Annotated in this window: 12 protein-coding genes and 3 pseudogenes; 3 read left to right on the forward strand and 12 right to left on the reverse strand. The window is 70.9% G+C overall.

Going from position 1 to position 13,563, the window contains the following annotated elements; all coding sequences use genetic code 11:
* Positions 1–34: 34 nt before the first annotated feature.
* Positions 35–1,585 carry a sensor histidine kinase gene (locus FGW37_RS01695; RefSeq protein ID WP_179079400.1) on the reverse strand — a complete coding sequence of 517 codons (1,551 nt, stop codon included), beginning with the start codon at positions 1,583–1,585 and terminating at the stop codon, positions 35–37.
* On the reverse strand, positions 1,578–2,264 hold the full coding sequence (locus FGW37_RS01700; protein ID WP_179079401.1) for a response regulator transcription factor: 687 nt from the start codon (positions 2,262–2,264) through the stop codon (positions 1,578–1,580). Before FGW37_RS01700 ends, FGW37_RS01695 begins: the two co-directional genes overlap by 8 nt.
* Before the next feature lie 155 nt (positions 2,265–2,419).
* On the opposite strand from FGW37_RS01700, the gene FGW37_RS01705 reads away from it, so the two are divergent.
* Positions 2,420–2,857, forward strand: coding sequence for a PepSY domain-containing protein (locus FGW37_RS01705; protein WP_179079402.1), 438 nt, complete (start codon positions 2,420–2,422; stop codon positions 2,855–2,857).
* Between the two features lie 39 nt (positions 2,858–2,896).
* On the opposite strand, the gene FGW37_RS01710 is transcribed toward FGW37_RS01705, so the two are convergent.
* The 5 genes from FGW37_RS01710 to FGW37_RS01730 all read right to left on the reverse strand — a co-directional run bounded on the left by FGW37_RS01710 (position 2,897) and on the right by FGW37_RS01730 (position 9,230).
* Complete coding sequence (locus FGW37_RS01710) at positions 2,897–3,442, reverse strand: RDD family protein (RefSeq protein WP_179079403.1); 546 nt, start codon at positions 3,440–3,442, stop codon at positions 2,897–2,899.
* Between the two features lie 114 nt (positions 3,443–3,556).
* Positions 3,557–4,648 (reverse strand): DUF6461 domain-containing protein, encoded by a 1,092-nt coding sequence (locus FGW37_RS01715; RefSeq protein WP_179079404.1) that lies wholly within the window; start codon positions 4,646–4,648, stop codon positions 3,557–3,559.
* Positions 4,649–4,874: 226 nt separating this feature from the next.
* Entirely contained in the window at positions 4,875–5,921 is a 1,047-nt protein-coding gene (locus FGW37_RS01720; protein WP_179079405.1) for a magnesium and cobalt transport protein CorA, read from the reverse strand.
* A 128-nt stretch (positions 5,922–6,049) separates the two neighbouring features.
* Positions 6,050–7,768, reverse strand: a complete 1,719-nt coding sequence (locus tag FGW37_RS01725; RefSeq protein ID WP_246430213.1) for a carboxylesterase/lipase family protein — start codon at positions 7,766–7,768, stop codon at positions 6,050–6,052.
* Positions 7,769–7,829: 61 nt separating this feature from the next.
* Positions 7,830–9,230, reverse strand: a complete 1,401-nt coding sequence (locus tag FGW37_RS01730; RefSeq protein ID WP_179079406.1) for a condensation domain-containing protein — start codon at positions 9,228–9,230, stop codon at positions 7,830–7,832.
* 282 nt (positions 9,231–9,512) lie between these two features.
* On the opposite strand from FGW37_RS01730, the gene FGW37_RS01735 reads away from it, so the two are divergent.
* Entirely contained in the window at positions 9,513–10,181 is a 669-nt protein-coding gene (locus FGW37_RS01735; protein ID WP_179079407.1) for a dienelactone hydrolase family protein, read from the forward strand.
* A gap of 16 nt (positions 10,182–10,197) precedes the next feature.
* On the opposite strand, the gene FGW37_RS01740 is transcribed toward FGW37_RS01735, so the two are convergent.
* The gene (locus FGW37_RS01740; protein WP_179079408.1) at positions 10,198–11,043 is read right to left on the reverse strand and encodes an alpha/beta fold hydrolase; all 846 of its coding nucleotides are present in this window, start codon (positions 11,041–11,043) and stop codon (positions 10,198–10,200) included.
* Between the two features lie 276 nt (positions 11,044–11,319).
* A pseudogene (locus FGW37_RS01745) lies at positions 11,320–11,889 on the reverse strand (TetR-like C-terminal domain-containing protein); the annotation flags it as partial.
* 123 nt (positions 11,890–12,012) lie between these two features.
* Between FGW37_RS01745 and FGW37_RS01750 the strand changes: the two are divergent.
* Positions 12,013–12,588: a GNAT family N-acetyltransferase gene (locus FGW37_RS01750; RefSeq protein WP_179079410.1), complete on the forward strand. Its 576-nt coding sequence runs from the start codon at positions 12,013–12,015 to the stop codon at positions 12,586–12,588.
* 46 nt (positions 12,589–12,634) lie between these two features.
* Here FGW37_RS01750 and FGW37_RS01755 read toward each other — a convergent pair.
* The 3 genes and pseudogenes from FGW37_RS01755 to FGW37_RS01765 form a co-directional block, all read right to left on the reverse strand.
* Positions 12,635–12,892, reverse strand: a pseudogene (locus FGW37_RS01755) (hypothetical protein); the annotation flags it as partial.
* A gap of 30 nt (positions 12,893–12,922) precedes the next feature.
* The gene (locus FGW37_RS01760) at positions 12,923–13,093 is read right to left on the reverse strand and encodes a hydrophobic protein (protein ID WP_179079411.1); all 171 of its coding nucleotides are present in this window, start codon (positions 13,091–13,093) and stop codon (positions 12,923–12,925) included.
* A 139-nt stretch (positions 13,094–13,232) separates the two neighbouring features.
* Positions 13,233–13,409 (reverse strand): annotated as a pseudogene (locus FGW37_RS01765) (VOC family protein); the annotation flags it as partial.
* Positions 13,410–13,563: the final 154 nt, after the last annotated feature.

Genomic DNA, 13,563 nt, shown 5'->3' on the forward strand with positions numbered 1-13,563 from the left:
ATTGTGCCGGAGATCGCCGAGCGGTTCCGCAGCTTCAGGCAATGCCCGGGCCGGCGTTCGCCAGGGGAAGCCTGACCTCGAAGAGTGCGCCGCCTTCCGGCGCCCGGCGTACGGAAATCCGTCCGCCGTGGCGCTGCACGACGTCGCGGACGATGGCCAGGCCCAGCCCGGCGCCGCCCTCGTCGCGGCTGCGGGCGTCGTCGAGGCGGACAAACCGTTCGAAGATGCGCTCCCGCTCGGCCGGGGGCACGCCCGCGCCGTCGTCGCCGACGGTCAGCACGACCAGGTCATCCTCTCGGTTCAGGGTCACGGACACGCAGGAAGCAGCGTGGCGCTGAGCGTTGTCGAGCAGGTTGCCCAGCACCCGGGTGAGCTGGGAGGCGTTTCCGCTGACGCCGTGACTCTCCCCGGTGATCTGCACACTGGGGGTGATCCGGTCGGTGGCCGCACGCTGGACCAGTTCGGCTCGTACCAGGCGGGCGAGGTCCACGGCGGCCCTGTCGGCACTTTCGGTGCCCTCGGTGCCTTCGGTGCCTTCGGCGCCTTCTCCGGCGTCGAGGCGGGCGAGCAGGAGCAGGTCTGCGGCCAGGGTCTGCAGGCGCGTCACTTCTTCGAGGAGCCCCTCGGCCTCGAGCAGTTCGGGGTGGGCGTGGGCCACTTCGAGCTGGGCGCGGAGGCTGGCGATGGGGTTGCGCAGCTCGTGGGAGGCGTCGGCGACGAAGCGGCGTTGCCGTTCGACGGAGGTCTCCAGCGCGGCCAGGGTCTGGTTGGTGGTCGCGGCCAGGCGGGCCACTTCGTCGCGCGAGGCGGGTTCGGGTACGCGGCGGCCGAGGTCGCGGCTGGTGGTGATCTCCGCCATCCGCGCGCGGATGTCCTCGACGGGGCGCAGGGCACGGCGGGTGACCAGCCAGGTGACGGCGGCGATCACGAGGAGGAGCAGGGGCAGGCCGAGGAGCATGGCCCGGGTGACGGAGGTGACGGTCTCCTGTTCGTCCTCCAGAGGGGTGGCGGCGTAGACGGTGTAGGTGCGGCCGTCGTAGGTGGTGGCGTGGACGGACGCGAAGCGGTAGTCGTGCTTCTCGTCCGGCTCGTCGCTGTCGGTGTTCACCGCGACGGTCTTGTGGTCGGCCCCGGCGGAGACCTGCCCCCGGGGCGGCGGCGTCTCCTCGCTGTCGTCACTGCTGTCACTGCTGTCAGTCCTGTCACCGCCGTCGCCATCCTCGCCGTCGTCGCGTTCCGAAGACTTCGCCGTGGGGACGGGGGCGGGCGCGGGATCGTAGGTCGTCAGCGGGGCCCGCCCGCGCAGCGGTTCGCCGGCGGCGAGCACCTTGCCGGCGCTGTCGACGATCTGGACGAGGTCGTCCTCGTCGTCGGGAAGGGAGACCTCGGCGAAGCGGCCGTTGAGGGCCGCCTGGGAGCCGGCCACCGCGCGGGCCCGTACCTCGGACTGCAGGGACACACGGTCCATCAGGTCCCCGCGCAGCACGCTGATGACGGTGATCCCCGCCGCCACCAGGGCCAGGGCGACCACGACCGTGGCCCCCAGGGTGGTGCGTGCCCGTACGGAGGCGAACGGCCTAAACATGGGTGCCGCCGTCGGTGGCCAGCCGGTAGCCCGCGCCCCGTACCGTGGTGATCGAGCGACGCCCGAAGGGGATGTCGATCTTGCGGCGCAGCGTGCGGATGTAGACCTCGACGATGTTCGGGTCGCCGTCGTATGCGAAGTCCCATACGTGCTCGAGGATTTCGGCCTTCGAGACCACCTGTCCGGCCCGCAGCACCAGCTGTTCGAGAACCGCGAACTCCCGGGCCGTGAGCGGGATTTCGGTCTCCCCGCGCCGCACTTGCTTCGCGTCCGGGTCCACCGTCAGGTCGCCCAGCCGCAGCACCGGGGTGCCGGCGCGGGTGCGGCGGCGCAGCAGGGCGCGGATGCGGGCGACGAGCACGACGTAGGAGAACGGCTTGGTGAGGTAGTCGTCGGCGCCGGTGTCGAGGCCCTCGGCTTCGTCGTACTCCCCGTCCTTGGCTGTCAGCATGAGGATCGGTGTATCGTCCCCGGCCGCCCGCAGAGTGGAGCAGACCCGGTAGCCGTTCATGCCGGGCAGCATGATGTCCAGGACGATCAGGTCGTACGTGGTCTCGCGGGCCCGGTGCAGGCCGTCCAGGCCGTTGTGGGCGACGTCGACGGCGAAGCCCTCGGCGCCCAGGCCGCGGGCCAGGGTGGTGGCCAGCCGTTTCTCGTCCTCCACGATCAGCAGTCGCATGCCTTCAGCGTCGCAGAGCGAACCTGAAAAAAGTTTCAGCTTCCTTCAGCGGGCGTTCAGGAAGCCTTGGGCACCGTGAGGACAGCAACGACAACCGCAACGACGACCGGCCCCGCACCCGGGGCCGGATCCTCGAAGACGAAGGGACTGTCCCCATGAAGCCGCAGCTCAAGCGCGTACTGACCGGCCGCCGCCGCATCCTCGCCGCTGCACTGGCCGCAACCGCCCTCCTCGGCGGCGCGGGCGCCGCGACCGCCGCCTCCCTCACGGAGGACGGTGGCGACACTCCGGCCGTGTCCTCCATCGGGGCGGACGAGCGCGAGCACCGCACGCTCGTCAAGAGCGCGAAGGTCGACGTCAAGCAGGCCGCCGACGCCGCGCTCAAGAGCGTCTCCGGCACCGTCGTCTCCGCCGAGCTGGACGATGACCACGGCCGCAGCGCCTGGGACGTCGAGATCATCGACGGCAAGGGCACCGAGCACGACGTCACCGTCGACGCCGCGTCCGGCAAGGTCACGGCCAACACCGTCGACACGCCCGACGACGACCGCGATGACCACGACGACCAGGACCAGGACAACCAGGACGACTGACCGTCGCCGCCCGGTCCCGGGCGATGCCCGGGGCCTTGATCAGCGCAGGTCCCTGCTGCGTACGTAGCGCAGGCCGCAGCCGTCCTCGTACGGGTCGCCCTCCGCACCGATCAGGCTCCGGATCGGCTGCATCGGGAGCCAGGTCAGACCGAGGAGCCAGCGGCACACGGCCTGCCAGAAACGCGGCCGCCCGCCGTCGGCGTCGCGCACCACACGGGACACCAGCAGGAACTTGCCCACCGTCGTCCGGAACACCACGGCCCCCAGCACGTGGTGGACGAAGGACACCCCGAACGCACACCCGGCCACGTAGGCCCAGAAGACGCCGACACTCTTGTCGTCCGCGAGCTGCAGGGCGAGACCGAGGCCGGCGACGACCGTGATGACGCCGTCGACAGCCGCAGCGAGCATGCGCCGCTCATCCCCGATCGCCTCGGGGACCGCGGGCTGCGGGGTCGGGTACTGGGGCGGGTACGCGTAGGGGTGCGGGTGGTGCGGGTGCTGTTGCTGGGGGTGGGCGTACGGGTGGGGCGGGGACTGCGGGTGCTGATTCGGGTGCTGGTGCTGGTGCTGATAGTCGATCACGGGAGGTCATCCTGCCTGACGACTGTCACAGCTCATTCTCAGGTTGATATCCGAGCAGAACCGAACAGGCGCGGCCGGGCACCGGCCCGTGACACCAACGGGGACCCAGCCGCCCTACCCTCGCGCCGCGGCCCTCATCAAAGACGTCAGCAACCAGTAGCGCTCCGCGCTGCCGCTGGGCCCTCGCATGGCATACGTCAGCAGGCTCTCCGGGCCGGGGCGGAATGTGGAATCGCCCGGTGCCCGGTCTTCGGCGGCGAGCAGCCCTTCCAACGCCCACCACATGGCGGATCGGATGTGGAAGACATGGGACGGCAGGGTCCACGCAGGTATCGGCTCGTCCTCGTCGAGATCGTCCGGCTCCCCGCTCATCAGCGCGAACGCCTGCTCCCGGTCCGCCGACTGCGCTGCGGAAAGCCGGGCACGAAGCTCGTGGCGGCCGGCTTCGGTTCCGTCCCCGCCCGCGAGTGCGGACAGAGCGAGCGGGTCCCGGTCGAGGCCGGTGTGCTGCAGAGCGAGTTCGAAGGCGTACTGCCGCATGTGCGGCAGGTGGTGCGGGCCGAGATCGGCCAGGTAGCGGTCGAAAGGCGACTCGGCGAGGAGAGGGGAGCCCTCTTGGCACTGGTACAGGACGGCTTCCTTCACCGGCCGGATCGGCACGATCTGCTGAGGCCCCGTCTCCCATGCGGTGTCCAGCTGCGCGCCCGTCGCCCGGGCCACGGCGGTCATACCGACCGCCCAGGTGGAACCGGCCGGGGAGTCGAAGTCGAGGCCGTGCAGATAGCGATCCCATGCCTCCGGACAGGCACCGTCACGGTCATCGGGGAACAGCATGTCGAGCGAGGACCGGACCAGCCCGTCCTCGGCGAGGCTCAGTCTCGAATGCGCGTTGACGTTCCAGAAGGCACTTGCCGCGCGGCCCAGCCTGGACAGCGGCCGGAGAACCTCCTCTCGGGTTCCTTCGAATCCGTTGTCCTCCCGGACCACCACCGTCGATCCGGTCCGCGACACGAAGATGTACCGCCGACCGCTGTCGAATTCCACGCCGCTGAGGTCGGCGAAAGTACCGTGCCGGGCCTCGGCGGGGTCGCCTCCGAAGCAGCGGATCACATCGGCCTCATCGGCACCGGCCACCGCGGTAATACACGCTGCCGTACTTCTGGCGAAGCGTTCGACTGTGCTGTCGTGAGCATCGGGTGCGGTCATGCCACTGACTATGACCGCACCCACTGACAGTCGGCCCTCTACGAAGGTATTCAGGCGGCTTGTTCGGGGCAGGGATCAGCGCCCAGTCGGCAGGCGCGAAGGCGCTGTGTCTTCACCGGCTGGGAAGGCGTCCGGCTGCTGGAGCTGCCGGACCGGCTGGGGGCACGGCTCGCTCCGCTGGCCGTCGGCGTCGGCTGAGATCAGGCCCGGCGGGGGCGCGGCCGGTTCACCGCGCCCCCGCACGCGGGTGGGCGTCGCTCACTTCCGGGACCGGAGGGGCGGGGTGGCTGCGGCGTCGGCGCAGCCAGACGTACAGCAGCAGGCAGGGCAGCAGCAGTCCGCCGAGGGTGAGGACGAAGAAGGCCGTGAAGCTGCTGATGTGCGTGACCAGCCAGTCGAAGTTCTGTCCGAAGAAGCCGACCACGAACGACAGCGGGAGGAATACCGACGCCAGGATCGTCAGCCGCTCCATCGTGGCGCTCTGCCGGAGGTTGATCTTGTTCTGTTCTACGGAGATCACCGCGATGTTCGCCTCGAGGACGGTGGCCAGCAGGTCGCGCTGGGCGGCGACCTCCTCGTTGACGAGCAGCAAGTGGTCGTGCACGTCGCGGAAGTACGGCAGGAGCCCGGCCGGCGCCTTGCCTGGCTGCAGGCGGCGGGTCACCACGGCGAGCAGCGGGTGCACCGCGCGGTAGAAGTCGGTGGCCTCACGGCGCAGGGAGTAGATCCGTTCGGTCGGAGCGACCGCCCCCGAGAACACGGTGGCCTCGATCTGCTCGATGTCGCGCTCCAGTTCCGCGACGACGGGCGCGTAGCCGTCCACGACCTGGTCGAGGATCGCCCACAGCGTGGAGACACTTCCCGCCCGGAGCAGTTCGGGGCGGCGTTCCAGCCGGCTGCGGGCGCCGCTCAGCTCGCTGGCGATGCCCTGGCGCACGGTGATCACGAAGTGCTCGGCGAGGAAGATGCTGATCTCTCCGGTGTCGACCTCCTCGCGCTCGTCGTCGTAGCGCGCCGTGCGCAGGATGATGAGCTCGGTGCCGTCCTCGTACTGCTCGGCCTTCGGCCGCAGGTGAAACGCCCGGGCGTCCTCGACGGCGAGCTCGTGCAGCCCGAAGCACTCGCGCACCCTGGCCAGTTCCGCAGGGCCCGGTTCGAACATGCCCAGCCAGACGAACCCGCCCTGCGCGCAGCGCGCGGCCGCCTGCTCCAGCGGCATCGCGCCCTCGTGCTGCCGCCGGCCGTCACGGTAGTGGGCACAGTCGACGATCACGGCCTTCCTCCTCGCGGCCGGGGACGGGGTGGGACGGGGCCGGGTGCATGCGAATCTAGCTGCCCGGCGGCAGAAAGTGGTGCAGCCACACGACTCGATCAGCACCCGCACCGTACGGCGGCCCCGGCTCAGCCGCGGTGACGGTCCCAGAAGGGGCAGTGGTGTGCCGGACCCACGTCGAAGGGCTCCACGCCGCCCCGGCCCGGTGCCAGGGACTGGGCAAGTGGCGCCCGGGTGCGGAACGCGGGCCAGACGGGAGCGTCCGGGTGGTTCGGGTGATTCGGGTCGCCGGTGTGCGCGAAGCGTGTCCAGTAGTCGGTCATCCGGTTCGCCAAGTCTTGCTGCCCGTCGGTGAGGGGCTGTTTCGTGAGGGGGGAAACGAAGAGGTAGGGGAGCTCGAAGCCGTGCGCGGCGCCATAAGGGAAGCCCGGCACGTCGGGCAGGCCCTCCAGGACGGGCGCGGTCCGGTCGGCGAACTCGTAGGCGTACGTGGGGACGCGCCGGGCGAGGGCCCTGTCGGCGCGCAGTGTGGTGCAGGCCCACGCATTATCGGTCGTCACGGCGGCCCAGGCGAGGGCGGGCGTGGGGTATGCGGAGAGCGGGTATTCCGCTTCGACGGCCGCGGCCGCGCCGCCGAAGGAGTTCCGCAGGCGGGCGCGGTAATCCCGGGCGTCGCGAAGGGGGTACCGGCCGAGGGTGAAGCCGAGGAACATGCGCATCTCGTCGCGGTTGGCGCCCTGCATCACCGGCACCCGGTGGAACCGGCCGGTCTCCAGAGCGCGCGCCGGTTCCGTGGGCAGGAGGGGGTTGCCGTACGCCGGCCTGTTGAAGACCGCGGTCAGCTCGGGCGTGACGAGTTTGTCGGCGCTCAGGCCCCGCAGGCAGTCCAGCGCACCCGCACCCGCGCCCGTACCCGCACCCTGCGGGCACCCGAGACGGCCGGCTGCGGCCGCGCCCTCGTCGCGGAGGTCGTGCTGGGAGACGAAGGGCCGGTAGGCGGGGAGGCTCGGGCTGAGGGCGCCGGGCGGGTACGCCGTCATGCAGGAGCCGCTCTGCAGGACGGCCTTGTCGAAGAGCCCGGCGGCGGTCGGCGAGACCAGCTGGGCGCAGGTGCTGAGCCCGCCGGCCGACACCCCGAACAAGGTCACGTTGCCCGGGTCCCCGCCGAAGCGGGCTGCGTTGGCCCGGACCCAGCGCAGGGCCGCCTGCTGGTCGGCCAGGCCGAACGGAGGAGCGTCCTTCAGCTCCGGGTGGCCGAAGAACCCGAGCGTTCCGAGCCGGTAGTTGACGGTGACGACTACGGCGCCACCCCGTACGGCCAGCCGCTCGGCGTGGTAGGTGCTGCCCGTGCCGTAGGTGAAGCCGCCGCCGTGCAGCCACACCATGACGGGCCGCCCGCGGGCGGGCCCGGGGCCCGTGGGTGCGGTGACGTTGAGGTGCAGGCAGTCCTCCGAGCCGGTGGGGGGACCGCCGCCGAACACCGGCGGCTGCAGGCATTGGGGTCCTGGCGCTCCCGCTTCCCGCACGCCGTGCCAGGGGCGGGCGGGCTGCGGCGGCCGCCAGCGCAGACCACCGGTGGGCGGAGCCGCGAAGGGGATGCCCTCGTACGTGGCGAAGCCGTCGTGCGCTCTGCCCCGTACGAGGCCGTGGCCGGTCGCGACGACCGGGCGCTCCGGCGTGCCGGCCCCCGGCGCTGCGGCGGCCGCGGTGACGGCGGACGACAGCGCCAGGAGCACGGCGACCAGAGTGCCTCGGCGGCGGCGCGGGAATCGGGCGCGCCGACCGCCGCCGTGCTGCATCCTGCCCCGCCCCTTCGGCAACTTCAGCACCTTCAGCGTGTTCAGCACCTTCTGCGCCCTCTGCGCCCTCTGCGCCCTCTGCGCCCTCGATAGCTTCGGCCCCTACAGCTCAGAACTCCCCCGAGCCGGTCATGTTCTCCAGCGTGCGGGTGAGGGTCCGCCGGAGGCCGGACACCGTGCGCCGGGCCTCCGGCGTGCCGACGTAGATCGAGTTCATGTGCAGGCCGGTGTCGGTGCGGTGGAGCCAGAAGCAGAAGCCGTTGGTGCGCGACAGCCAGACGTGCTTCCTGGCCTGACGGGGCACGTGGTGCAGGGCTCCGGGCGAGCGCCGGAAGTCGAGGTAGGAGAAGAAGTTCACGGCGTACGGCCAGTAGCGGATCTTCGTGTACTCCACCGGGGCCAGCAGCTGCCACGCCTTCACGAACGGTACGTCGACGTGCTGCTGCATCTCGGCGGACGCGGCGCGCACATTGGCCATGACGGCCGCGAAGTCCTGGTCCTCGGCGACGGAGAAGGCGATGGGCATCGTGTTGATGAACCAGCCCATGGTGTGCGCGTAGGAGCCCCGGCCGCGTTCGCTGACCGGCATGATGCCCCGGTAGACGTCCGGGCCGCCCTCCTTCCTGAGGGACACACCGACGGCGGCCAGGAGCCCCATGAAGAGCCTGCCGCCGGCGGCGCGGCACGTGGTCTCCAGCTTCTCGAGCTCGCCGGCCCCGAGCAGCTTCTCGGTCTCGTTGACCGCGGGGTACATGCGGCCCGGCTCCGCGCCGAGGTCCAGGGGGAACCGCGGGAAGAAGCTGTCGCCGCCCGCCATGAACGTCTTCCAGTGGTCCAGCCGGGCGTCGTCGGCGTCCAGGGAGACGTTCCGGCGGCGCTGCTCGCGGCTGAAGTCGAGGTAGCTGCCCGTCTCCGGGAGGGCGGGGGTGCGGCCGTTCGCGAACGCCTCGTAGGCCGCGGCGATGTCGTGCACGGCGATCGGCGTGGACAGGCCGTCGGTCACGAGGTGGTCGCAGGCGAACCAGACCGTGGCGGAGTCGTCCCTGACCACGGCGCCCATGCGGATCAGCGGCCAGGACAGCGGGTCGACCTGCTGGAACGTGCGGTGCAGATGCTCCCGTACGCCGTCGGCGGAGCCGACGAACCCCATGTCGTGCTCCTTGAGCTCCACGTCGTCCGGCCCGAGGACGTCGCAGGACACCTCGCCGACGAGTTGCTGGAAGCTGCAGCGCAGCACCTCGTGGCGCCGAACGAAGTGCAGCAAGGCGGAGCCGAGCGCTTCGCGGTCCACGGGCCCGGGGAGGTCGAAGGTGCCGGCGACGTAGGCGCAGACGGTGTCGTTCGCTCTGTGCGCGTCCTGCGCGACGGCGAAATGTTTCGCCTGGTTGTAAGTCGTGGCCGCGCCCGGCCGGGGCGTCCCGGTGGAGCCGACCATTTTCGAAGAGACCACCGCCCATTCGAAGACGTGCCCTGGGGCGATTTCCACATCCTCGACGGATACCTGGATCACGGGGTCCCTTCCCCTTGTCGGTTGCCCTTGTCGGCTGCCCTGGACGGGAGTTGCCGCCACGGGCCGGGCGGAGACCCGGCCGGTGCACTCACTCGTTCAGCCCAACGAGCCGACTGGTCAGGGGAAACGGGCGGGGTAGCCTCCCGTCGGCCCTCTCATCTCGCGTACGAGCCGAGTCCCCCGGCCGGCTTCCTCTTCCGGCGTGGCGGTCCGGCCGGGCGCCTCGCCCGGGGGAAGGTGGCTCCAGCGACACGGGTGGCAGAAGAGAGGAGAAGGGTGCCGGTGATCTCCGAGGAGGTTCTGATTCCCACCGACGGGCCGTCGCTCGCCGGTGACCTCGCCGTGCCCGGTTCCGCCCGGGCGGTGGTGTTGTTCGCCCACGGCAGCGGCAGTTCCCGGATGAGCCCGCGCAACCGGGCGGTCGCCGCGACGCTGCAGGAGGCCGGCCTGGCCACGCTGCTGATGGACCTCCTGAGCGAGCAGGAGGAGCAGGTGGACGCGGTCACGGCCCAGCATCGCTTCGACATCGCCCTGCTGAGCGGGCGCCTGGCCGCAGCGATCGACTGGCTGGGCCAGGACCCGAGAACCGCCGACCTGGCAGTACATCTGTTCGGGGCCAGTACGGGCGCGGCGGCGGCGCTCACCGCGGCCGCAGAGCGACCGGATCGCGTGCGGTCGGTCGTCTCGCGCGGCGGCCGCCCCGACCTCGCCGACGATGCGCTCGGCCGGGTCCGGGCGCCCGTCCTGCTGATCGTGGGCGGCCGGGACTACGACGTGCTGCAGATGAACTGCGCGGCCGCCACGCAGCTGCAGGCGCCCCACCAGGTGCATGTCGTGCCGGCAGCCACCCACCTCTTCGAGGAACCGGGGACGCTGGAGGAGGTCGCCGACGTGGCGTGCCGGTGGTTCCTCCGGCCCGCGCAGGCACCGGAGGGAGAAGGGCAGCCGTAGCGGGACGGCCGGGACCTCAGGCGAGCGCCTTGAGCAGCTGCTCGCCGAACTCCTTCGAGCGGTCCACGCTTCCGAGGTGCCCGCCGGGGAACTCCACCAGCGGGATGCCGAAGAGTTCCGCAAGCCGGGCGGCCGGCCCGTAGAAGGGCTCCTGGGTGCGCGACAGCCGGCCCGCTGCCGGTACCAGCTTGTGCGCGACCGGGCGCAGCGCCTCCAGGTCCGGGACGGACGAGGAGAAGGGGCACAGCATGTGCTCCAGGAAGACCGGGAAGTTGGCGTGCATCCGGGGGGCCATCTCCTGGACCTCGGGCGGCAGTTCGGTCGCCTGCTCCGCCTCCTCCGGCGTCACCGGCTCCCCGATCCCTTCGCTGAACCGGGCCATCGCCGGGCCGAGGCCCTCCGCCCGGTAGGTGTCGCGGACCTCGGCGAAGAGCGCCCGGTACGGGGCGGGCTCCGGGAGGAGCTCTACGAGCGGCGGCTCGTGCACGACCACGCGGCGCAGCCGTTCGGGGTGGCGGGCCAGCAGGTCGAGCGCGACGACGGCACCGGAGCTGCAGCCCATCACGCCGGCCTCTTCGCCGGGTGCGAGGTGGTCGAGCAGGCGCCGCGCGTCGTCGCTCCACACCTGAACCTGCTGGTCGGTGAGCGGGCCGTCGAGGGTGCTGCGGGAGAGGGCGCGCGGGTCGTAGGTCACCACGGTGTACTCGGCGGCCAGCGCCGGGAACATGCCCGCGTACATTCCGGCGTCTCCCGCGCCGCCGGAAATGAGCAGCAGGAGGGGGCCGCTGCCGCGCGTCTCGTAGTAGAGGGTCGCGCCGGGCACGGCGAGCGTGCCGGTGGTGGTGCCGGGCTTTTCGTTCATCTCTTACTCCCCGTTCGTTTCTGAGGGCTCTCAAGACTCCGAAGATCCGGAGGGGCCGGAAGGGCCGGAGGGGCCGGAAGGGCCGGAAGGGCCGGAAGGGCCGGAAGGGCCGGAAGGGCCGGAAGGGCCGGAAGGGCCGGAAGGGCCGGAAGGGCCGGAAGGGCCGGAAGGGCCGGAAGGGCCGGAAGGGCCGGAAGGGCCGGAAGGGCCGGAAGGGCCGGAAGGGCCGGAAGGGCCGGAAGGGCCGGAAGGGCCGGAAGGGCCGGAAGGGCCGGAAGGGCCGGAAGGCCACTGCTCCAGGAGCATGTGGAGGGCTTCCAGCCCGCGCGACCAGGACTCCTGCACGGGGCGGGAGTGGCCGAAGCCGCCACTGAGCTCCAGGTGGATGTAGCCGTGGAAGGTGCTGCGCAGCAGCCGGCCTGCGTCGGTCAGGTCCGGCTCGGTGAGGCCGTAGCCGCGCAGCATGCCGTAGGTCAGCTCGACGCTGCGGCGGAACCCGATGGAGTCCGCGACCTCTTCCGGTGCGAGCTGCATCTGCGTCGCGGCGTACCGGCCGGGGTGCGCGAGCGCGTAGGACCGGTAGGCGTCGGCGAAGGCGACGAGCGCGTCCTTGCCGGCCCGGCCGGCGACGGCGGCGGCGATGCGCTCGGTCATCTCCGCGGATCCCAGCAGGGCGATCCGCACGCGCAGCTCCCGCAGGTTCTTCACGTGCGAGTACAGGCTGGCGTCCTTGACGCCGAAGTGCCGCGCGAGGGCGGATACGGTGACCTTCTCCAGCCCGGCCTCGTCCGCCATCGCCGCGGCTGCTTCCGTCAGCCTGGCCACGGTCAGCCCTGCTCGCACCATGCACACCTCTTTCCTAGGACCCCTAGGAAAAAAGCTAGCACATCTAGTCATGGCGTTCGCTACCCTCACATGCGAAGATCATTTCGCTGTATGTGCTGGTGACGACGGTGGTGGAGGGCAACGATGTACGCGATATCCCTGGGCGACGACGGCGCCGAGCTGTGCCCGCTCGAGCCGTGGCAGGCCGAGGAGTTCCTGGCCCACGTCGACCGGGGGCGGGAGCTGATCGGGCAGCACATCGCGCTGGCGGACGTCGTCACCGATCCGGAGTCGAGCCGTGCGTTCCTGCAGGGGTATGCGGACAAGGCTGCCGCCGACACCGGGCGGCTGTGCGGTGTCCGGATCGACGGCAAGCTGGTCGGCGGTGTCCTCTTCCGCAGCATGGACGTCGCACAGGGCATCGCCGAGGCGGGCTGCTGGCTGGAGCCTGCGGCGGTGGGCAAGGGCCTGATCACCAGGGCCGTCGGCGTCCTTATCGACTGGGCCGTCGAGGAGCGGGGGATCCACCGCGTGGAGTGGCGGGTCTCGACGGCCAACGCACCCAGCATCGCCGTGGCCCGCCGGCTCGGAATGACGAAGGAAGGCGTACTGCGCGCGAGCTACCCGTACCGGGGGCAGCGGAGCGACATGGAAATCTGGTCGGTCCTGGCACCGGAATGGCGGGCGCGCCAGCGGGCGGCCCGGGGTCAGGGGGCGTAGCGGCCCGCATCGGGCGGACCTCCGTGCCTCAGCAGACCTCGGCGCATCAGCGGAACTCGTGAACCACCTGGATCTCACCGACGATATGGGCGTTGAATTCCTCGAGCTCCTCGGCCGGAACCCACAGTTCGAGAATCGTCCGCCCACCTGCCTGCCGGACCGGATATCGGTTCAGGAATTCGGCCTCGACCTCGAATCGGGTGACGAAACCGGCGCCATCGTGTTTCACGTTCCAGTCCCGCGCAATGGTTGTCGCGTAATCCTCGTTGAGGACCGGGTAGAAGATCGGACCGTGAGCAGTGCGCTCACGGTCCGGCGTACGGGTGATGTCAGGTCACCAGCGGTACCAGCGGCCGCGGCCGCCCCCGGTGCCCGGGGAACGCATGACGAAGCCGAGGAGCCAGAGCACCACAACCGCCACGGCGACCCACCAGAGCACCTTCACTGCAAACCCGGCGCCGAAAAGGATCAGCGCGAGGAGCAGAACAAGGAGAAGAGGAACCATCGTTATCAACCTCCGAAACGACGTGTTCCCCGGATTCCTGCACACACACCTTTGTATTATTCCCTCCTGACGCCTTGTTTGTGCAGGCGCTCCCGAACCCGAACCGCCCCGTGGCTCAGCGTTCCGAAAGCTCCGACGGGCCCACCAGCTCCTCGCGGGCCGCCTCGATGTCGGTGACGCACAGCTGGAGGCCCTGCAGCGTGCCCGGGGCCATCGGCTTCGTACCCGGCGCCGCCGGCATCCCCCGCAGCATCGCGATCGAACACCGCGAGCCGGGCGGGGTCATCTGGATGATCCGCATGCCGGGGGCCACCTCGTCACCCCGCCGGCCGCCCGGCTACCCAGTGTGCAACCGCACATCCGGAGCGGCGTAGCCGGGATCATCAAGTGGGTGAAGGGCTTCCGTACGTCATCCGGCTTAGCTTCACTCGTTCGCGTGCGCGTACGCGCGCGCGAATGGTTCGCTGATG

Origin of the sequence: Streptomyces rectiverticillatus, assembly GCF_013394065.1 — a bacterium.
GTDB lineage: Bacteria > Actinomycetota > Actinomycetes > Streptomycetales > Streptomycetaceae > Streptomyces > Streptomyces rectiverticillatus.